The following is a 20,137-nucleotide window of genomic DNA, read 5'->3' as shown; positions in this document are numbered from 1 at the left end:
TCAGTCCTCTCCGGCCGCGTCGAGCGCGACGGGTTCGGCGACCTGGTCGCCGGTGTTGGCCGTGGCCGCGGCCTGCTCGACGAGCAGGTCGGGGGTCACGATGGTGATGACCTGGGTGGGCGTGAACTCCGAGGCGATGCGACCGGGGGCCTCGGCATCGGCGCTCGAGAGTTCGCCGGCGAGGCGCTCGACCTGTGCGTCGAGACCGAGGTGCGCGGCCGCGCGGCGCTTCGCGTCGAGCGCGCGCAGGTAGGCGCGGTTGGGCTCGTCGGACCAGGGTACGGCTGCGCCGGGCTGCCATCCGGATGCCGCGAGCTGCTCTTCGGCGAGGTCGACCGCGACCGTCGCATAGGCGAACGACGCGATCGAGTTGCCCTCGGAGTCGGCGAGGTCGGCGAGCTCGGCCCAGGCGAGCGGCGACGACGGATGCTCCGTGACGACCGCTGCGAGCGATGCGCGATCGGCGGTGGCGAGCGCCTCGCGAACCTCGGGTTCGTCGACCAGACCGGTCTCGCGCTCGGGTGCTGTTTCGTCTGCAGTCACACTCAACCTTATCGCGAGGGGTTCCGGACGCCCGGGAGGCCTGCAACGGGGCTTCACGACGCCCTGCTCCCGACCGGTCAGGACGGATCGCGCCGCCGCCCGCGCCGCACCGCCGACCGCACCCCGGCGAGCGCGGGCCCGAGACCGAGGTCGACGAGCACGACGCGCCCGACGAGGCCGACCGCGGGCTCGAGCAGGAGCCCGGCCTTGACCGCCCCCATGGTCACGGTCACGTCAGCCGGCAGCACTGTCGGGTCGGGCACGCTCCCGTCGTCGGGCGAGATCCCACTCGGCAGGTCCACCGCGACGACGAGCGGATGCCGCGTGCCGCCGCCGGCGCGATCGATCCACTCCTGCCCGAGCTCCGTCCTAATGCATGCGACGACGTCGCGCGCCGGCCCCCGCAGCGCGGGGCTCGCGGCGGCCCCGATGCCCAGGATCCCGTCGACGATGACATCGGCACGGGCGACCGTCGCGGCGAACCCGGCTCGGTCGGCGTCCGGGCGGAGTCGCCGCGCACCCGCGGCGCGGGCGGCGCCGGCGCCGGCCTCGTGCAGTCGCGATCCGACGGCGACCACCCGCACGTCGGCTCCGCGCTCGGCGAGATGAGCGGCCGCGAAGAGCGCATCGCCGCCGTTGTCGCCCGACCCGGCGAGCACGAGCACGAGCGGTCCTGCGCGGTGGCGGTCAGCCGCGGCATCCGTCGTCCGGAGCAGTTCCGAGATCTCGTCGGCGAGCGCGGCGGCGGCACGATGCATGAGCGGTTCGCCCCGGTCGAGCAACGGGCGTTCGGCGGCGCGCACCTGCTCGGCCGTGTACCCGACCTCGGGGCCCGCACGCGGTTCGTCCACGCCAGGAGCCTACGCCCGGGCCTGCGCACACGTCCGCGCGCGCAGACGCGCGCAAGTAGGCTGGTACCCATGTCGAAAGTCCTCTCCAGCCTTCCCGTCGGCGAACGCGTCGGCATCGCCTTCTCGGGCGGCCTCGACACCTCGGTCGCGGTCGCGTGGATGCGCGAGAAGGGCGCAGTGCCCTGCACCTACACGGCCGACCTCGGCCAGCCCGACGAGCCCGACGTCGAGGCCGTTCCCGGCCGGGCGATCGAGTACGGCGCCGAGCTCTCGCGACTGGTCGACTGCCGTGCCGCGCTCGTCGAGGAAGGGCTCGTCGCGCTGCAGTGCGGTGCCTTCCACATCCGCTCGGGCGGCAAGGCGTACTTCAACACGACGCCGCTCGGTCGCGCGGTCACGGGCACCCTGCTCGTGCGCGCCATGCTCGAGGACGGCGTCGACATCTGGGGCGACGGGTCGACCTACAAGGGCAACGACATCGAGCGGTTCTACCGCTACGGCCTGATGGCCAACCCTCGCCTGCGCATCTACAAGCCGTGGCTCGACGCCGACTTCGTCACCGAGCTCGGCGGCCGGCAGGAGATGAGCGAGTGGCTGCAGGCCCGCGACCTGCCGTACCGGGCGAGCGCCGAGAAGGCGTACTCGACCGACGCGAACATCTGGGGCGCGACGCACGAGGCGAAGGTGCTCGAAGAGCTCAGCGAGGGCATCACCACGGTCGAGCCGATCATGGGCGTCAAGTTCTGGGACGAGTCGGTCGAGATCCCGGCCGAAGACGTCACCGTCACGTTCGAGCAGGGCCGCCCCGTCGCCCTCAACGGCGTGCGCTTCGACGACGCGGTCGAGCTCGTGCTCGAGGCGAACCGCATCGGCGGGCGCCACGGCCTCGGCATGAGCGACCAGATCGAGAACCGCATCATCGAGGCGAAGTCGCGCGGCATCTACGAGGCGCCGGGCATGGCCCTGCTGCACCTCACCTACGAGCGGCTCGTGAATGCGATCCACAACGAGGACACGATCGCGAACTACCACAACGAGGGTCGCCGCCTCGGCCGCCTCATGTACGAGGGCCGCTGGCTCGACCCGCAGTCGCTCATGCTCCGCGAGTCGATCGTGCGCTGGGTCGCCTCGGCGGTCACGGGCGAGGTCACGGTGCGCCTGCGCCGCGGCGACGACTGGACGATCATGAACACGACCGGCCCGGCCCTCAGCTACCAGCCCGAGAAGCTCTCGATGGAGCGTGTCGGCGACCAGGCGTTCGGCCCCGAAGACCGCATCGGCCAGCTCACGATGCGCAACCTCGACATCGCCGACTCGCGTGCGCGCCTCGAACAGTACGCGCACCTGAACCTCGTGGGCGGCGCGACCGCGGCCCTCGTCGGCGACCTCACGGTCGGCGCTGCGGCCGAGATCCTCGCGGGCTCGGGCGAGACCGACCTCGAGGCGGCGACGGATGCCGCGAACGAGGCCTCGGCGTTCGACCTCGGCACCGACTGAGCAACAGGACATCACGGCCCGGCACGGGCCGACGCGACGAGGGGCGGATGCTGCGGCATCCGCCCCTCGTCGTTCGATACGGATGCTTCGGGCCGGCGTCAGCCTTCGGGCGCGCTCACGCACCCGCGTTCGATGAACGCGTCGTTGTCGGAGCCGGCGTAGGAGACGATCTGCCCCTTCCAGCTGTACGTGAAGGCGGGCCAGACGTCTTCGTGGTCCTGATGCTTGAAGTGCGCCCGCACGACCGCGATGTTGTCGGTCTCGATGTAGACGTAGGGGTTCGTCTCGCTGTGCGTCGCGTGGCAGAACGCGACCTTGTGGTCGCCGCCCGGCGGATCCTGCGTGGCGTTCGCGGCGGCCGCGGTCCCGATCACGCCCACGGCGACGAACGGCACCGTCGCGAGGATCGCCGTGATCCGGCGCTTCATTGCACTCATGGTGAGCTCCTCTCAGCTCTGCGCCTCATCCAACGCCTCATGCGACCACGCCGGTAGCATCTCGGATCCCCCAGTTGTGGGGCGGGTCCCGGCTGGTGTTCGACGACCCCGGTGCCATACTCAGTCCATCGCCAGCCCGCGACGAGCCGCGGGCCTGGCCGTCGACTGCGAGGAGTCACGATGACCGAACGCGTTCCGATCCGGACCGAGGCCGCCCGATGAGTGCCGAGCTCGCCGGGCTCATCGGCCTCCTCCTCTGGCTCATCGACCTCGGCATCCGCATCGCGGCGCTCATCATCGTGCCCCGCGACCGCAAGCCGACGGCGGCCATGTCGTGGCTGCTCGCGATCTTCCTGATCCCCTTCGTCGGCATCGTGCTCTTCCTGCTCATCGGCAACGTGAAGCTCTCGAAACGTCGGCGGGCGAAGCAGGCCGAGATCAACCGCGTGCTCGACGAACGTGCCGCAGTGCTCGCTCCCGCACCGGATGCCGCGTGGCCCGCGTGGTTCCGCACGACGGCCGAGCAGAACCGCCACCTCGGCGCGCTGCCCGCCGTGGCGGGCGAGTCGGCCGAGCTCTTCGGCGACTACGACGGGTCGATCGCGCGCATGGCCGCCGACATCGACACGGCCGAGCGCTACGTGCACGTCGAGTTCTACATCGTGGCGTTCGACGACGTGACGAAGGAGTTCTTCGCGGCGATGGAACGGGCGGTGCAGCGCGGCGTGACCGTGCGCCTGCTGCTCGACCACGTGGCGTCGCGACGGGTGAGCGTGCACGAGGCCACGTTCGCCGAGCTCGACCGCATCGGCGTGCAGTGGCACTTCCTGCTGCCCTTCCAGCCGTTCAAGGGCAACTACGAGCGGCCCGACCTGCGCAACCACCGCAAGCTCGTCGTGGTCGACGGCCGCGTCGCCTACACGGGGTCGCAGAACCTGATCTCACGCGACTACGACTCCCCGAAGAACCAGAAGCGCGGGCTCATGTGGCAGGAGCTCGTCGTGCGGCTGACCGGGCCGGTCGTGCGCTCGGTCGACGCGGTGTTCCGCTCCGACTGGTACGCCGAGACCGACGAGCTGCTCGACGAGACCGCGGTCGCGGCCGGCGCGCCCGCGCAGGCGTCGGCTACGGCGACGGCGGCCGCGCCCACGCCCACGCCCGCGCCCGCCGGCGGCGGTGCGCCCGCGGCATCCGCCCCGCTCGTGTGCCAGGTCGTGCCGAGCGGACCGGCCTACGCCGACGAGAACAACCTGCGGCTCTTCCTGTCGCTCGTCGCGTCGGCGCAGGAGCGCGTGATCATCACGAGCCCGTACTTCGTGCCCGACGAGGCCATGATGTACGCGATCACGTCGGCGAAGCTGCGCGGGCTCGACGTGCAGCTGTTCGTCTCGGAGCTCGGCGACCAGGGCTCGGTGTGGCACGCGCAGCGTTCGTACTACGGCGCGCTGCTGCGTGCGGGCGTGCGGATCTGGCTGTACCCGGCGCCGTACATCCTGCACGCGAAGCACCTCTCGATCGACGACGACGTCGCGGTCATCGGGTCGAGCAACATGGACATCCGCTCCTTCAACCTGAACTTCGAGGTGTCGCTCATGGTGCGCGGTGCGTCGTTCGTGGCGGGCATGCGCGAGGTCGAGCAGGGCTACCGCGACGCCGGGCGCGAGCTCACGCTCGAGGAGTGGAACCGCGAGCCGCTCTCGCGCACGTTCTTCGACGGGGTCGCGCGACTCACTTCGGCGCTGCAGTAGCGGCCTCCTCATAACTTGCACATCACTGTGCAAGTTCGTACCATGGAGGGATGCCGAACGTCACCGACGAGGTTCGCCGCGCTCCTCGTCGGGATGCCGCCGCGAACCGTGAAGCCCTCCTCGCCGCCGCGAGCACCGCGCTCAGCGAGAACCCCGACGCCTCCCTCGAGGCCATCGCGAGCGCCGCGGGCCTCTCCCGCCGCGCCCTCTACGGCCACTTCGCCGGCCGCGACGAACTCATCGACGCCCTCATCGCCTCGGGCGCCACGCGGCTCAACGCGATCGCCGCGGAGACCGATCACCCCGACGCCGCCACCGCGATCGCGATGCTCGGCGCCCGGCTGTGGCGGGCCGTCGGCCACGTGCGCATCCTCGCGGCGATGGCCGTGCGCGAACCCCACGTCGAGCGTGCCGCAGGCGCCCTCGCGCCGCTCCGCGAGCACCTCGGCGAGCTCGTCGCACGAGGCGTCGACGACGGGCGCCTGCGCGGCGACATCCGCCCCTCGACCCTGGCGCGCCTCATCGAGCGTTCGGCCATCGCCGTGCTGCTCGAGGCATCCGTCGCCCCGCTCTCCGACGCCGATGGCCACCGGCTGGTCATGGCCTCGGTGCTCGGCACCGCCGGCCTGGGCTGGCGCGAGGCCGGCGACCTCATCGACACGGCACCCGAACTGAGCATGGAGGCCTTCGCATGAGGATCGAACTGCAGGCCGTCGCCAAGGGCCGTCGCGCCCACGTGCTGCCGACCACGACCGTCGCCTACGAATCCGGGCAGGCGACCCTCGCCCGCGCCGAGACCGAGCAGCGGCCCACCGTGCTCGGCCTCATCGCCGCAGGCCGCATGCGCCCCGACTCGGGGGCGGTCACCATCGACGATCGAACGGATGCCGCGGCGATCCGCCGTCGCGTCGCCCTCGTCGACGCTCCGAGCGTCAGCGATCCCGCGCCCGACATCACGGTCGCGGGGGTCGCCGCCGAGGAGCTCATGTTCGCCGGCATCCCGTCGAACCCGATCGCCGTCGCGAACTGGCTCGCAGACCTCGGGCTCACGGATGTCGCACGCATCCCGATCTCGAACGTCGACCCGCGCGAGCGGCTGCACCTGCTGACCGAGCTCGCGATCCTCCGCGACGGCGTCGAAGGACTCGTCATCGTCGCGCCCGACCGGCACGGCGGCGACCCGGTCGAGTGGTGGGACCTCGCGCGCTCGCTGGCCGACCGCGGCTTCGCGGTGCTCGTGATCGCCGGCGACGCGTCGGCCGCCGCGCTCGCGGCCAACACGATGCTCGCGCGCATGCAGGGCGACGAGCCCGACGAGTCCGCCGAGCACGACGTGATCGCCGAAGGAGGCCTGGCGTGAAGATCCCGCAGATGATCGCCGCCGAGTTCCGGCGCCTGTTCTCGACCCGCATGTCGGTGATCGCCCTCATCGCGCTCGTCGCCGTGCCCGTGCTCTACGGCGGGCTCTACCTCTGGGCCAATCAGGACCCGTACGCGAAGCTGAACGAGGTGCCCGTGGCACTCGTCGTCGCAGACGAGGGCACCGCCGCGACCGAGGACTCGCCGGCGAGGAACGTGGGCGATGAGGTCGCCGACGAGCTCATCGCAGACGGCACGTTCGACTGGCACGAGGTCTCGGCCGAGCAGGCCGCCGATGGGCTCACCGACTCGACGTACGACTTCGTCATCACGCTGCCCGCCGACTTCAGCGAGGCGCTCGCCTCGATCCAGACCGACGAGCCGCGGCAGGCCGAGATCATCCTCGAGACGAGCGACGCGAACAGCTACCTCGCCGGCACGATCGGCGAGCAGGCCGTGAAGACCATCCGCACGACCGTGGCCGAACAGGTCGGACGCGAAGCGGCCTCGCTGCTGCTCGACTCGATCTCGACGATCCGCGGCAAGCTCGTCGAGGCCGCCGACGGCGCCCAGCAGCTCGTCGACGGCACGTCGACTGCGATCGACGGCGCCTCGCAGCTCGGCGACGGCGCGACGCAGCTCGCCGACGGCAACGCCGCGCTCGCATCCGGCACGCAGCAGCTCGCGTCAGGAACCCGGCAGCTCGCCGACGGCAGCGCGACCCTCGCCGACGGCGCCCAGCAGGTCGCCGACGGCAACGCGCAGCTCGCGGCCTCCGCCGATCGGGTCGGCTCGGCCGTCGGCGAGGCCGCGGCCTCGGTTCCGCAGGCCCGCGCGGAGATCCAGGCCCGACTCGCCGCCGCGGGCGTCGACCAGGCCACGATCGACGACGTGCTCTCGCGGCTCGACCCGCTCGCCGATGACATCGCGACCGGCAACGACCGCGTGCAGGAGGTCGTCGGCCAGATCGACCGGCTCGCCGACGGAGCGGCTCAGGTCGCCGACGGCAGCGCGGACCTCGCGGCCGGCGCGGCGACCGCCGCCGACGGGGCCGATGCCGCCGCCGCCGGTGCGGCCGCCGCGGCATCCGGCGCCGCCACGCTTCGCGACGGCATCGGCACGCTCGGCGACGGGCTCGGACAGCTCGAGACCGGCGGCGAGACCCTGCAGTCGGGCCTCGCCGACGGCGCCGCGCAGATTCCCGACTCCGACCAGGCCACGCGAGACGCGCAGGCGAAGACCATCGCCGACCCCGTCTCGCTCGAGACCGACGCGCTCACCGAGGCCGGCAACTACGGCGCGGGCCTCGCCCCGTTCTTCGCGGCGCTGGCCGGCTGGATCGGCATCTACGCGCTGTTCCTCATCGTGAAGCCGATCTCGCGGCGAGCCGTCACGGCCCTGCACTCGCCGATCCGCGTGACGCTCGCCGGCTGGCTGACCCCTGGCATCCTCGGCGCCGTGCAGATGATCGGCCTGTTCACGGTGCTCGCGGTGACGCTCGGGTTCCCGATGACGCATCCGCTCGGCACGCTCGGAGTCATGGTGCTCGCGTCGGCGACCTATGCGGCGATCATCCTCGCGCTGAACGTGTGGCTGGGCTCGGTCGGGCAGTTCCTCGGGCTCGTGCTCATGGTTCTGCAGCTCGTGACCGCCGGCGGCACCTTCCCGTGGCAGACGCTGCCCGCACCCCTCGCCGCGCTGCACCACGTGCTACCGATGGGCTACGTCGTCGACATGATGCGCCAGTTCATGTACGGCGGCGACCTCGGGCGTGCCGCGTCCGACGGGCTCGTGCTGCTCGCCTGGATGCTCGGCGCCCTCGTGCTCGCCGCGATCGGCGTGACCCGCATGACGCACTTCCGCACGCTGCGCGACCTGCAGCCGAGCCTCATCGGCTGAGCCGGTCGGCCAGGCAGGCACCCACCGGCGCCCGCCCAGCCCGCCGGACGAGCCGCTCGCGCGCTCACCTGATCTCGAATTCGCAATGCCAGTTCCGCCTCAATCGATGAGGCGGAACTGGCATTTCGTCTCAGAAGGGGTCGAGAGGTCCAGGGGGTCCAGGAGGCCCAGGAGGCCCAGGATCGCAGGGCGGGAACGGCCGCCGGGCTCAGAGCGGGAACAGCAAGGCGACGCCGGTGCCCACCAGCCAGAGCGACCAGGCGATGTAGGCGAACGGCGTGACCGCGCCCGCGAGCCGCCACCCGTGCTCCTCGAAGCCGCCGACGAACTCGAGCGAGCAGAGCGCCAGCACGGCGCCGATGAGGATGCCGGCGACTCCGATCCACCACGGCACGGCCGCGGACTGCACGATGGCGACGCCGACGAGGATCGTCCACGCACCGCTGAAGAGGTAGCCGAGGTGCTCGCCGACCGCGACCCCGAGGTATCGGTTGAACGACTGGAACACGATCTCGATCGCCTCACGGCGCGCGGGCGATGTCTCTGGGTCGGCGCTCTCCCTCGCGAGGTAGGGCACGAGGAAGGGCCAGCGCACGAGCCCCAGGAACTGCACTGCGGCCGCGAGCACCCCGACGACGAGCCCGGTCGCGACGAGCGTCGCGTCGGCACCGGTCAGCGCACCCGCGACGAGCACCGCCGCCGGGGCCAGGAGCACGGCCGTCATCGCGAAGGCCCACCAGAGGAGCACGAGCGACGACCCGCCCGCGCGGAAGCGCTCGAGCACCTCGCGCGTGGGCCTGCGCAGGATGTCCGGGTACGAGAACCGTGCGGCGAGGGCCGCGAACGCGACGTTGAACGCGATCGGGAGCACGATCAGCAGGATGCCGGTGGCGATGCGCATGACGCTCAGGCCTCCGTCGCTGCGAGGTCGTTCGTGAGCGACTGCCGGGGCGGCTGCGTCTTGCTCGCCAGCTCCTGCGCCCCGCTCAGGTGCGCGTCGCGCAGCTTCGGGCGCGGCCCGAGGATCCGCCGGAGCGCCAGCCCGGTGAGCACGGTCGCGACGATCGCCCCGCTCGAACCGAACACGACGTGACCTCGGTCGAGGTCGACGATGACGAACGACGTGATCGCCCATGCCGCCGCCCACGAGAGCGAGACCACGGCCGCCCAGAGCGCGCCGACGCGAAGCCGCATGCCGAGTGCGATCGCCTGCGCACCGCCCACGAGCAACCCGGTCACGAGACCCGTGAGCGCGGCAGCCGCGAGCGCGGCGGGCGGGCCGAACAAGGCGGCCGACAGCGCCGCACCGCCGCCGAACGCGAGCAGCGTCGCGACGAGCCAGCGCCGGTCGACGGCACGGCCGAGCGCCAGCCACTGCGCGCCGCCGAGGATCGCACCGGCGATCGCACCGGCAGCGAGCGCCGTGAGCGGATCGGTCACCGAGCCGACGGCGAGCATCGCGAGCAGCCCGCCGAGCGGAAAAGCGAGGAACGTGGGGATCCAGCGGAGGAGGGACATGGGGTACTCCGATCAGCGTTGCGTACGTCGTACGTTAGCGCATAATGTACGATGTACGCAACAGTTCGAGACGCACGGCATCGAGGAGCCCGGATGACCGACCCCACCGCCCCGCGCGCACGGCGGCGCCGCAACTCCCTCACCGAGGTCGAGATCCTCGACGCCGCGGAGGCGGTCGCCGCCGGAGGCTTCGCGGCGTTGACGATGCGCGCGGTCGCCGACGAGCTCGGGGCGTCGCCCATGGCGCTCTACCGCTACTTCGCGACGAAGGACGACCTCGTCGACGCCCTGCTCGACCGCGTGCTCGGTCGCATCGAGTTCGGCGACGGATCCGACGGGTCGGGTGATCCGCGCGCCGATCTCGACGACTTCGCGCACCGCCATCTCGCGCTGCTGCTCGCACACCCCTGGGCGGTCGCGCCGCTCGTCGCGCACCCGCTCCCCGGGCCCAACGCCTTCCCGATCGGCGAGCACGCCCTCGCGATCCTCGATCGTGCCGGTATCACCGGCGACGACGCGGTCGCGGTGTTCAGCGGCATCCTCGCGCTCAACTACGGCTGGGCGTCGTTCGCGATCTCACGCAGCGAGCCCGACGCCGCCTCGAGCATGGCGCGCCTCTTCGCCGCCACGGCGCCCGGGCTGCCCCGCACCGCAGCGGTCGCCGCCGAGATGCAGCGGTACGGCAGCGACGACCACTACGACCGGGTGGTCGCGCGCCTGCTCCACACGGTCGGCTGAGGCACCGGCACCGCTCACCTCACGCAGCACGAGGGGCGGATGCCGCGGCATCCGCCCCTCTTCGGTGCGAGTCGTGCAGTCGACCCCTAGGCGGGCGTCTGCTGGTGGGCCGCCACGTGCCAGGCGCCGTCGTCGTAGAGGTAGGTCGTCGACATGCGGAGGTTCGCGACATCGTCGCCGCGCTTGGCGACGGCACGGTAGACCACCATGCCGGCCCGGTCGCCGAGCCGGATCACGGCGGGCTCGTGCAGTTCGTAGGACTCCCACGGAGGCGTGGCGCGGAACCGCGCGAGGATCTCGTCGCGACCGAGCGTGGCCCCCTCGACCACCATGAGCGCATCGCGCGTCATGGCGCGTTGGTAGTGCTCGCCTCCGCGACCGTCGAGGATCGCCCTCCATCCGGCGTGCTCCTCGTGCAGCAGACGGGCGGGCAGATCATCGGTGATCTCAGTCATGGCCCAACGGTAACCGCGATCGGATGCCGCGGCTAGAGGTCGAGACCACGACCTGGGCGACACGCCGCGCTAGCGTTCCGACGCGCCCACGCCGGCCGCCGCGGCAGCCCGCTCGTCGCGTCGGCGCCGGGCCTCGCGACCTGCGGCGAGCGTGCCGAAGCCCGTCGTGCCGAGCGCGAAGGCGCCGAGCAGTCCGAGGCGTGCCGACTGATCCCCCGAGGCGTAGAGCGCGACGGCCACGACCAGGGCGAGCGCGGCCACGACGATGATCGCGACACCGGCGATCTCTCCGCCGGTGAATCCGGAGAGCCACGACCCGACGCGCTTTCGCATGCGTTCATGTTGCGCTCGCGCGGGCGAACGCACAACCGGGATCGGACGGACTCCGATCCCGGTTGTGCAACGTTTCTGCGCCGGCGCGGCGCCGAGCCGCACGAACCCGACGCGGCGGTCAGCCGACGATCGCGGGTTCGGGCGAGTCAGCGGTCGCCGCGGCATCCGCCGGCTGCGCGGTGTGCGAGAGCGACAGGCCGTGGCCGCGACGACGGAACAGCAATGCGGCGAGCACCGCGCCGAAGGCGAAGAAGCCGGCGCCCCACCAGTACGCGACCGCGTAGCTGTGCACGGCCGCCTCGGCCGCGATCGCCGGGGTCGTGGGCAGGTGCGCGGCGAGGTAGTCGGTCGCCGCGGTCGCGGCGAGGGTGTTGAGCAGCGCGGTGCCGATCGAACCGCCGACCTGCTGGCTCGTGTTGACCATCGCCGAGGCGACCCCTGCGAACCTGCGGTCGACGCCGAGCGTCGCGGTCTGCATCGACGCCGGCATGATCGACCCCATCGCGAAGCCGAGGATCAGCAGCGGCGGCAGCACGTCGGCGGCATAGGTGCTGTCGAGCCCGAGGCGGGTCAGGGAGACCATGCCCGTCGCGCCGAGCAGCATGCCGAACGGCACCATGATCTTCGGCCCGAAGCGCGGCACGAACAGGTTCGTCGAGAGCTGCGCAGCGAGCACGAGCATGCCGATCATCGGCAGGAACGCGAGGCCGGTCTGGATCGGCGAGTAGCCGAGCGAGGCCTGCAGGTAGTACGTGACGAACAGGAAGATGCCGAACATGCCCGCGCCGGCGATGAGCACCGAGGCGTACGCGGCCCCGCGGTTGCGGTCGAGCACGATCGACAGCGGCAGCAGGGGGTGGCTCGCGCGGCGCTGCCAGAGCACGAAGGCGATCAGGAGCACTCCGGATGCCGCGAGGAACCCCCACGTGAGCGGCGAGTCCCACCCCTCGGACTCGGCGTTCGAGAAGCCGTAGACCAGCGAGAAGAGCGCGGCGGAGACCAGGAGCGTTCCGGGGATGTCGAGCTTCGGACGCGGTCCGACGCGCTTCGCGTTCGTCACGAAGACGAGGGCCCCGACGATCGCGACGGCGGCGATGAAGACGTTGATGTAGAGGTTCCAGCGCCAGTCGAAGTTCTCGGTCAGCACGCCGCCGAGCAGCAGGCCAACCGCGCCGCCGGCTCCGGCGATCGCGCCGAACACGCCGAACGCGCGCGCACGCTCCTTCGGGATCACGAAGGTGGTCGTCAGCACGGCGAGGGCCGTCGGGGCGAGCAGCGCACCGAACGCACCCTGCAGCGCACGGGCGCCGACGAGCAGCTCGAACGTGCCCGCAGCACCGCCCAGCGCGGATGCCGCGGCGAAGCCGACGAGTCCGATGATGAACGTGCGCTTGCGGCCGATGAGGTCGGAGAGCCGACCGCCGAGCAGCAGCAGGCTGCCGAAGGCGAGGGAGTAGGCGGTGATGATCCACTGGCGCTGGCCGTCGGTGAAGCCGAGATCGGCCTGAGCGGCGGGCAGGGCGATGTTCACCACGGTCGAGTCGAGGACGACCATGAGCTGGGCGAGCCCCACCACGGTGAGGGTCCACCAGCGGCGGGATGAAGGCGCCGGAACCGGCGGCGCCGCGTGCGCCTGAGCGGAGGTTGCGTTGGTCATGACGGAGACTATATACGGAACTCACGCGTTCCGAAACCGTTAAGTTTCGGATATGAACAGTTCCTGAACTATGCTGTTCTCGTACTGCGTGCCGACCTCGCACGTCCACGATGCACGAGATGGGATAGCCGCAATGACGCAGCTCGACCTCCCCGCCGAGACGGTCGGCGCCCAAGCCCCCGGCGCCCCGCGCCTCGGGCGCAAGCGCGACCACTCCCGTGACCCCGAGATCCTCGACGCGGCCATCGAAGTGCTCGCCGAGACCGGCTACGAGGGCATGACCATCGAGATGGTCGCAGCGCGGGCGAAGGCCGGCAAGGCCACGCTCTACCGCCGCTGGCCGTCGAAGGCCGAGCTCGTGCTCGACGCCGTCGCCTGCATGAAGCGAGGCGACGTCGAGGCGCCGCTGCCCGACACCGGAACCCTGCGAGGCGACCTCGTCGCCCTCATCAAGCCGCGGTCGATCGCCGAGGCCGAGAAGAAGCTGCAGATCATGGCCGGCCTCGCGTCGATGCTCTCGCGCTCCCCCGAACTGGCCGACACGGCCTACGCGACCCTCGTCGAGCCGCGGGCGAAGGTCAACCGCCTGCTGTTCCAGCGCGCGGTCGACCGCGGCGAGATCACGGGAGAGCACGACCTCGAGACCCTGTCCGTCGTGAGCGCCTCGATGGCCTCGTACCGGCTCATGCTCCTGCGCAAGCCCGTCGACCGGGAGTTCCTGCTCTCGATCATCGACGGCGTGATCCTGCCCGCACTCGGCCTACCGGCCGGCGAGCCGCGCTGACGCCGGGTCGTCGGCAGGCGATCGACGGCCGGCCGCGACATCCGCTCACCGGAGCGCGCTAGAGCCAGCCCTTGCGCTTGAAGAGCCCGTAGAGCACCGCGGCGAAGGCGATCATGGCCGCGAGCGCGAACGGGTAGCCCCACGGCTTGTCGAGCTCGGGCATGTGCGTGAAGTTCATGCCGTAGATGCCGGCGACGAGGGTCGGCGCGAAGATGATGGCCGCCCAGCTCGAGACCTTCTTGGCCTGCTCGCTCTGCGCGACGGCCGCCTCGGAGAGCGTCTTCGTCTCCTCGTTCTGGCGCTGCGCGACGAGCGTCGAGTGCACCTGCAGCGCATTCTGGAGCAGCTGGCGGAACGTGTCGCCCCGCTCGACGATGCGGATGACGTGATCCTTCACGTCGCGCAGGTAGCGCTGCAGCTCGAGGTCGATGCCGTACTTGTCGAAGCCCCGCTCGAGCGCATCGAAGATGCCGATGAGGGGCTTGGTCGCGCGCTGGAACTCCATGACCTCGCTCGCGAGGTCGTAGATGCGCCTGGTGACCTCGGGGTCGCCCGAGAACAGCTGCTCCTCGATCTCGTCGATGTCGTTCTCGAGCCCGGCGTCGACAGGCGCGTACTCGTCGACCACCTCGTCGAGCACGGCGTAGAGCACCGCCTCAGGCCCCTTCGCGAGCAGCTCGGGCGAGGATTCGAGCCGGCGGCGCACCCTCGCGAGGTCGGGCGCCTCGGCGTGGCGGATCGTGATGGCGAAGTCGGGGCCGATGAACACGTGCAGCTCGCCGAACTCGACCTGCTCGACGTCGTCGAGGTAGCGCGCAGGCCGCAGCACCACGAAGAGCGTGTCGCCGTAGCGCTCGAGCTTCGCCCGCTGGTGGCCCTTCCGGGTGTCCTCCACGGCGAGCGGATGCAGCCCGAACTCCGCGGCGAGCGCGTCGAGTTCGGCGTCGGTCGGCCGGTAGAGGCCGATCCAGGCGAAGCCGCCGTGCACCTCGCGGGTCTCGAAGGTCTCCTCGAGCGATTCGGGGGTGGCGACCCGCAGGCCGTCCCGGTAGATGGCGTTGTCGACGACGGGCACCGCACCAGTCTGGCCCCCGCCGGGACGGGCGATCGCCAGTGCGACGGCGAGCCTCGGCATCCGTCACTTGTGTATGCACGTCATGCAAAAGTCGATGATTGACTTCGCTACTTTGTGCGAAGTAGCCTGCACATACGGTCGCACAGTGGCGAAACCGAGCAGGATTCAGGTCCTCTTCGCCGCCGCGACCCGGCCCGGCATCCCGCCGGAATCCACACCCGGTCGACGATGACGGAGGTCCGCATGCTCCCCGCCCCGGTCGCTGCCGCCACCGAGACGAGCCCCGCCATCGGCATCGAGCACGGCTCCGCGGTCGGCCTCGCCGCCGACCTCCCGGCCCGCATCGACGACGCGATCGGCGAGCCCGCGCACCTCGCAGGTTCGCTCTGGGCCGAGGTCGGGCGACGCACCGCGCCGGCGGGCCCCGAGATGGCCGAGCTCGTCGCCGCCGCCCAGGCCGCCGACGGCGGCAAGTTCCTGCGGCCCCGACTCGTCGCGGCCGCCTACCTCTCGCACGGCGGCACCGACCTCGCCCTGGTGCGACGCGTCGCAGGCGCCGTGCAGCTCGTGCACCTCGCGCTGTGCGCCCACGACGACGTCATCGACGGCGACCGGGTGCGGCACGGGCGACCGAACGTCATCGGCCGTGCCGAGGCGGCCGCACGCGCCACCGGACTCGACGACGCGGCCGCCACCCGACAGGGCGAGGCGTCCGGCCTCCTGGCGGGCGACCTCGCGCTCAACGCGGCGGTGCTCGCCCTCATCACCGCGCCGGCACCGGACTCCGTGCGGTTGCGCAGCGCCGCCCTCGCGCTCGACGCCGTCGAGCAGACCATCGCAGGCGAGCTGCTCGACGTGCGCAGCGAGAGCCTGCCGCCCGAGCGGAGTCGGCCGCTCCTCGTCGCCCGCCTGAAGACGGCCGCCTACAGCGTCACGCTCCCGTTGCAGCTCGGCGCGATCGCGGCCGGCGCCGACGGTCCGGCCACCACCGACGCCGTCGAGCGCGTCGGCACGGCACTCGGCATCGCCTACCAGCTCGGCGACGACGACCTCGGCCTGTTCGGCGACCCCGCGACCACTGGAAAGTCGGCCCTCTCCGACCTGCGCGACGGCAAGCGCACCGAGCACATCCGGCTCGCGCTCGAGCGCGCCGACGTCGTCGACCGCACGAGCATCGTGCAGAGCCTCGGCTCACCGGATGCCACCGACGACGATGCCCGCCGGGTCCGCGCGATCGTCACCGCCACGGGCGCCCGCGCGACCGTGCACGAACTCATCGAGGCGCATCTCGACCGCGGCATCCGCATCGCCCGTGCAGAGCTGCCGCACCCGCTCGCCGAGTACCTCGCCGGGCTCGCACGGGGGCTCCGCCACCGCACGAGCTGAGGTGCCGGGCGGCGTCCGGGCCGGCCCGCCCGACGCGCTCGGCCCGCCCCCGCGCACGACCGCACGACCACACGACCACCAGAACCGACCACAGATCGAAGGAGACCGACGTGGAGCACACTTCCACCCCGCACGACACCGACACGACGAGCCCCTGGAATCGGGGCCGCGTCGGACTCTGGCTGATCGGCGCACGCGGCTCGGTCGCGACCACCGTCGCCGTCGGCGTGCACGCCCTCGCCGCGGGCATCGCCCCGCCCACCGGCTGCACGACGGCCGGCGCCGGCTTCGCCGAGGTGCCGCTGCCCGGCTTCGACGAGATCGTGATCGGCGGCCACGACGTGAGCGCCGTGCCGCTCGGACAGCGGGCCGAGCAACTCGCCGCGTCCGGCATGATCCCCGCCGCGATCGTCGCCGCCGTGCGCGCGGAACTCGACGCCACGGACGCCGAGATCCGCCCGGCCGTCTCGGACGCCGACGCCCGCCAGGCCGACGTCATCGCCCGGCTCGCGGCCGACATCATCGCCTTCCGCGAGCGTCACGGGCTCGCGCACGTGACGGTCGTCGACGTCTCGTCGACCGAGCCGCTTCCCGCCGACCGCCCGGAGTTCCACGACACCGAACTGCTCGCCGCGGCGCTCGCCGATCCCGACCGAGCAGTGCTGCCCGCCAGCTCGCTCGCGGGGCTCGCCGCCGTCGAGGCCGGGGCGGCCTACGCCTGCTTCACCCCGTCGGCCGGGCTCGCGCTGCCCGCGCTCCGCGCGATCGCCCAGTCGCGCATCCCCTTCGCCGGTCAGGACGGCAAGACCGGCGAGACCCTGCTGCGCACGGTGCTCGCGCCCATGTTCGTCGAGCGCGGCATGCACGTGCTCTCGTGGGCCGGCGCGAACCTGCTCGGCGGCGGCGACGGGCAGACGCTCGCCGACCCCGAAGCCGTGCGCAGCAAGCTCGCGTCGAAGACCCGAGGCCTGCAGAGCCTCGTCGGCGACCACGTCGTCGCACCGCTGCACATCGACAACGTGCCCGACCTCGGCGACGTGAAGACCGCGTGGGACCACGTGCACGCCGAGGGTTTCCTCTCGAGCCGCATCACGCTGCAGACCACGTGGACGGCCTACGACTCGATGCTCGCCGCACCGCTCGTGATCGACCTCGCGCGCCTGCTGTCGCTCGCAGGGGCGGCCGGAGTGCGGGGCGTCGTGCCGGCCCTCGGCTGCTTCTTCAAGGACCCGTGGGGCAGCGACGTGCACGCGTTCGCCGATCAGGTCGCGGCGCTGCGCTCGTGGACGTCGGACCTCGGCGAGCAGGTCGCGGCCGCAGCCCCGGTGCCTGCTCCGGCGGCACGCGAGGCCGACGCAGACCCCGTGCCGATCGGCGCGACCCGGTGACGACGACCTCGGACCTGCTCGAACTCGTGCGGGCCCCGGCGGCGCTCACGGTGCTCGGCGACACCGCGGTCGGCGCCCAGGCCGCTGCCGGCGGCTTCCGCGGGCGCGGATGGCTGCTGCCGCTCGCATCGGTCGCGATCTACAGCGGCGGCATGGCCTTGAACGACTGGGCCGATCGGGGGGTCGACGCCGCCGAACGGCCCGAACGCCCGATCCCGTCTGGACGCATCAGCCCGCGGCGCGCCCTCGCGGTGGCCGCAGGCCTCGGAGCGATCGGCCTCGCGCTGGCCGCGGCCGGTGGCGGACGACGCGGGCTCGCAGTCGCCGTGCCGCTCGCGGCATCCGTCGTCGCGTACGACGTCGTCGCCAAGCCCACGGCCGCAGGCCCGCTCGCGATGGCCGCCTGCCGGGGGCTCGACGTGCTCATGGGTGCGGGCGGCTCGCCGCGCGCGCTGCCCGCCGCGCTCGCGATCGCGGTGCACACGCTCGGCGTGACCGCTCTCTCGCGGGGCGAGGTGCACGGCGGCACCGGGGCGGACGCCGGGATCGCGCTCGTCGCGACCGGCGCCGCGGCCGCCGCAGTGGACGCGGCGGCCGGGTCGGCACCCGCTGCACAGGCGCAGGCGCCCGCCTCGCGCATCGGCGGCGCCCTGGGCTCCGCCGCGTACCTCGCCGCCGCGCTCCCCGGTCAGCTCGCGGCGCTCGAGGAGCCGTCGCCGACGAAGGTCCGCGACGCGACGCGTGCGGGCATCGGCTCGGTCGTCCCGCTGCAGGCCGCGCTCGTCGCGAGGGCCGGCGGCATCGCGGTCGCGACGGGCCTGATGGCGGTGCACGCGACGATCCGGATGCGCGCGCGGCGCGGCAGGCGCGGGGAGATCACGTGAGCGACGTGATGACCGCACCCACGACCGGCGCCCGGCCCGCTGCCGAGGACGCCCTGCCCGGCGCCCGCTTCGCGCTCGGCTACGGCACGAACGGCTTCTCGGACCACCCGCTCGACGACGCGATCACCGTGCTCGACGCGCTCGGGTACCGGGGCCTCGCCCTGACCCTCGGTCACCCGCACCTCGACCCGTTCGCGAGCGACGCCGACCGCACGGCGGCACGGCTGCGCCGCCGTCTCGACGAGCTCGGCTGGCGGGTCGTCGTCGAGACGGGCACGCGGTACCTGCTCGACCCGTTCCGCAAGCACCGGCCGAACCTCCTCGACGACGAACCCGGCCTGCGTGAGCTCTTCCTGCGGCGGGCGATCGACCTGGGCGCGATCCTCGGCGCCGACTGCGTCTCGCTGTGGTCGGGCACCCTGCCCGCCGGCGTCGAGCCCGACGAGGCGCACGACCGGCTGCGCGACCGACTCGACGGGCTCGTCGACCGGGCGGCGGAGGCGGGCGTGCCGCTCGCGTTCGAGCCCGAGCCGGGCATGCTCGTCGAGACCGTCGCCGATGCGCTCGCGCTCCGCGCCGACCTCGGCGACCCGCCTGCGCTCGGCCTGACGGTCGACCTCGGCCACTGCGTGGTCGTGGAGCCCGACGGCGTGGTCGGCGCCCTGCGGGCGGCCGGCCCGCTGCTGCGCAACGTGCAGGTCGACGACATGCTGCCCGCCGCGCACGAGCACCTCGAGTTCGGACACGGCTCGCTGGACCTCGCCGCGGCCCTGCGCACCCTCGACGAACTCGACTACCGCGGGCTCGCGGCGGTCGAGCTCCCCCGCCACGCATACGACGCCCCCGGCGTCGCCGCCCGATCGATGACCGCACTCCGAGACGCCTGGGAGGCACGATGACCCACCCGTGGACCGCAGAGGCCGTCCGGCTGATCGCCGACGAGCCCGACCGCATCGCCGAGCTGTTCCCCGCAGCCGGGCGCGAGGTGGGGCGCGCCCCGCTCTCGCCCGAGGCCGACCCGCTCGGCCTCACGATCGGCACCTCCGACGACGTCGCGCGCGAGTCGCTCGTCGCCGCGCTGCTGCGCGCCCTTCCGTCCGCGGATGCCGCGACCGAGCTCGCCGACCTGTACCGGTACGGCGACGACGCCGAGCAGCGCGGCGTGCTGCGCGGCCTCAACGGAGCGCAGTCGGGCGGGGCGATCGCCACGGACGGATCGGATGCCGCGGGCTCGCAGCCCGAGACATCCGCGGGCCTCGACCCCGTCGTCGCGACCGGTCTGGGCCTGGTCGCAGAGGCGCTGCGCAGCAACGACCCCCGCCTGGTCGCCGCCGCGCTCGGCCCGTTCGCCGCCGCGCACCTGGACCAGCACTCGTGGCGCCACGGCGTGCTGAAGGCGCTGTTCATGGGCATCCCGCTCGATGCCGTCGCGGGGCTCGACCGACGTGCCGACGCCGAGGTCGCCCGGATGGCGGCCGGTCTCGTCGCCGAGCGCCGCGCGGCATCACGAGACGTGACCGACGACATGACCCGGCTCGCCGCCGGGCACGAGACCTCGAACACCACCGACCCTACGGAGGACTGA

At 72.6% G+C, this 20,137-nt stretch carries 21 protein-coding genes; 12 read left to right on the top strand and 9 right to left on the bottom strand.

Annotated features, from left to right (window positions below):
- A complete protein-coding gene (locus tag BM342_RS18815; RefSeq protein ID WP_092969162.1) occupies nt 1-543 on the bottom strand; it encodes a DUF3151 family protein in 543 nt (180 codons plus the stop codon).
- 77 nt (nt 544-620) lie between these two features.
- On the bottom strand, nt 621-1,394 hold the full coding sequence (locus tag BM342_RS18810; RefSeq protein WP_255368961.1) for an NAD(P)H-hydrate epimerase: 774 nt from the start codon (nt 1,392-1,394) through the stop codon (nt 621-623).
- Nucleotides 1,395-1,463: 69 nt separating this feature from the next.
- On the opposite strand from BM342_RS18810, the gene argG reads away from it, so the two are divergent.
- The gene (gene argG / locus BM342_RS18805; RefSeq protein WP_092969159.1) at nt 1,464-2,891 is read left to right on the top strand and encodes an argininosuccinate synthase; all 1,428 of its coding nucleotides are present in this window, start codon (nt 1,464-1,466) and stop codon (nt 2,889-2,891) included.
- Nucleotides 2,892-2,989: 98 nt separating this feature from the next.
- Here argG and BM342_RS18800 read toward each other — a convergent pair whose 3' ends face one another.
- Nucleotides 2,990-3,328, bottom strand: a complete 339-nt coding sequence (locus tag BM342_RS18800) for a hypothetical protein (protein ID WP_143109941.1) — start codon at nt 3,326-3,328, stop codon at nt 2,990-2,992.
- Nucleotides 3,329-3,546: 218 nt separating this feature from the next.
- Between BM342_RS18800 and BM342_RS18795 the strand changes: the two genes are divergently transcribed.
- From BM342_RS18795 to BM342_RS18780, 4 genes are read left to right on the top strand one after another with little or no spacing between them, the layout of a single operon-like run.
- The gene (locus BM342_RS18795) at nt 3,547-5,076 is read left to right on the top strand and encodes a phospholipase D-like domain-containing protein (RefSeq protein WP_092969152.1); all 1,530 of its coding nucleotides are present in this window, start codon (nt 3,547-3,549) and stop codon (nt 5,074-5,076) included.
- A gap of 50 nt (nt 5,077-5,126) precedes the next feature.
- On the top strand, nt 5,127-5,771 hold the full coding sequence (locus tag BM342_RS18790; RefSeq protein ID WP_092969149.1) for a TetR/AcrR family transcriptional regulator: 645 nt from the start codon (nt 5,127-5,129) through the stop codon (nt 5,769-5,771).
- Nucleotides 5,768-6,436, top strand: coding sequence for a hypothetical protein (locus BM342_RS18785; protein WP_177232269.1), 669 nt, complete (start codon nt 5,768-5,770; stop codon nt 6,434-6,436). The genes BM342_RS18790 and BM342_RS18785 overlap by 4 nt, the downstream gene beginning before the upstream one ends.
- A complete protein-coding gene (locus BM342_RS18780) occupies nt 6,433-8,334 on the top strand; it encodes a YhgE/Pip domain-containing protein (RefSeq protein ID WP_092969146.1) in 1,902 nt (633 codons plus the stop codon). The genes BM342_RS18785 and BM342_RS18780 overlap by 4 nt, the downstream gene beginning before the upstream one ends.
- A gap of 208 nt (nt 8,335-8,542) precedes the next feature.
- On the opposite strand, the gene BM342_RS18775 is transcribed toward BM342_RS18780, so the two are convergent.
- Both BM342_RS18775 and BM342_RS19720 read right to left on the bottom strand, forming a co-directional pair.
- Nucleotides 8,543-9,235: a DUF4386 domain-containing protein gene (locus BM342_RS18775; RefSeq protein ID WP_218154981.1), complete on the bottom strand. Its 693-nt coding sequence runs from the start codon at nt 9,233-9,235 to the stop codon at nt 8,543-8,545.
- Between the two features lie 5 nt (nt 9,236-9,240).
- A complete protein-coding gene (locus tag BM342_RS19720) occupies nt 9,241-9,852 on the bottom strand; it encodes a hypothetical protein (RefSeq protein ID WP_143109940.1) in 612 nt (203 codons plus the stop codon).
- Between the two features lie 93 nt (nt 9,853-9,945).
- Here BM342_RS19720 and BM342_RS18770 point away from each other — a divergent pair, with 93 nt between their 5' ends.
- Nucleotides 9,946-10,590, top strand: coding sequence for a TetR/AcrR family transcriptional regulator (locus tag BM342_RS18770; RefSeq protein ID WP_177232268.1), 645 nt, complete (start codon nt 9,946-9,948; stop codon nt 10,588-10,590).
- An 86-nt stretch (nt 10,591-10,676) separates the two neighbouring features.
- Here BM342_RS18770 and BM342_RS18765 read toward each other — a convergent pair whose 3' ends face one another.
- From BM342_RS18765 to BM342_RS18755, 3 genes are all read right to left on the bottom strand, one after another.
- Nucleotides 10,677-11,045 carry a nuclear transport factor 2 family protein gene (locus BM342_RS18765; protein ID WP_092969140.1) on the bottom strand — a complete coding sequence of 123 codons (369 nt, stop codon included), beginning with the start codon at nt 11,043-11,045 and terminating at the stop codon, nt 10,677-10,679.
- A 69-nt stretch (nt 11,046-11,114) separates the two neighbouring features.
- On the bottom strand, nt 11,115-11,378 hold the full coding sequence (locus tag BM342_RS18760) for a hypothetical protein (RefSeq protein ID WP_092969137.1): 264 nt from the start codon (nt 11,376-11,378) through the stop codon (nt 11,115-11,117).
- Nucleotides 11,379-11,496: 118 nt separating this feature from the next.
- A complete protein-coding gene (locus BM342_RS18755; RefSeq protein ID WP_092969134.1) occupies nt 11,497-13,035 on the bottom strand; it encodes an MFS transporter in 1,539 nt (512 codons plus the stop codon).
- 133 nt (nt 13,036-13,168) lie between these two features.
- Between BM342_RS18755 and BM342_RS18750 the strand changes: the two genes are divergently transcribed.
- Complete coding sequence (locus BM342_RS18750; RefSeq protein ID WP_092969131.1) at nt 13,169-13,819, top strand: TetR/AcrR family transcriptional regulator; 651 nt, start codon at nt 13,169-13,171, stop codon at nt 13,817-13,819.
- A 58-nt stretch (nt 13,820-13,877) separates the two neighbouring features.
- Here the strand turns inward: BM342_RS18750 and BM342_RS18745 are convergent, their stop codons facing one another.
- Nucleotides 13,878-14,894 (bottom strand): magnesium and cobalt transport protein CorA, encoded by a 1,017-nt coding sequence (locus BM342_RS18745; RefSeq protein ID WP_092969484.1) that lies wholly within the window; start codon nt 14,892-14,894, stop codon nt 13,878-13,880.
- A 243-nt stretch (nt 14,895-15,137) separates the two neighbouring features.
- Here BM342_RS18745 and BM342_RS18740 point away from each other — a divergent pair, with 243 nt between their 5' ends.
- The 5 genes from BM342_RS18740 (at nt 15,138) to BM342_RS20095 (ending at nt 20,137) form a co-directional block, all read left to right on the top strand.
- Nucleotides 15,138-16,280, top strand: a complete 1,143-nt coding sequence (locus BM342_RS18740) for a polyprenyl synthetase family protein (protein WP_143109939.1) — start codon at nt 15,138-15,140, stop codon at nt 16,278-16,280.
- 110 nt (nt 16,281-16,390) lie between these two features.
- Nucleotides 16,391-17,668 (top strand): inositol-3-phosphate synthase, encoded by a 1,278-nt coding sequence (locus BM342_RS18735; protein ID WP_092969125.1) that lies wholly within the window; start codon nt 16,391-16,393, stop codon nt 17,666-17,668.
- The gene (locus BM342_RS18730) at nt 17,665-18,552 is read left to right on the top strand and encodes an SCO3242 family prenyltransferase (RefSeq protein WP_218154980.1); all 888 of its coding nucleotides are present in this window, start codon (nt 17,665-17,667) and stop codon (nt 18,550-18,552) included. Before BM342_RS18735 ends, BM342_RS18730 begins: the two co-directional genes overlap by 4 nt.
- The gene (locus BM342_RS20100; protein ID WP_218154979.1) at nt 18,549-19,451 is read left to right on the top strand and encodes a sugar phosphate isomerase/epimerase family protein; all 903 of its coding nucleotides are present in this window, start codon (nt 18,549-18,551) and stop codon (nt 19,449-19,451) included. The genes BM342_RS18730 and BM342_RS20100 overlap by 4 nt, the downstream gene beginning before the upstream one ends.
- Complete coding sequence (locus BM342_RS20095) at nt 19,448-20,137, top strand: EboA domain-containing protein (protein WP_218154977.1); 690 nt, start codon at nt 19,448-19,450, stop codon at nt 20,135-20,137. The genes BM342_RS20100 and BM342_RS20095 overlap by 4 nt, the downstream gene beginning before the upstream one ends.

Source organism: Agromyces sp. CF514 (genome assembly GCF_900113185.1).
Classification (GTDB): Bacteria; Actinomycetota; Actinomycetes; order Actinomycetales; family Microbacteriaceae; genus Agromyces.
The sequence above is the reverse complement of the archived record's forward strand: the minus strand, read 5'-3'. Positions and strand labels throughout refer to the sequence as shown.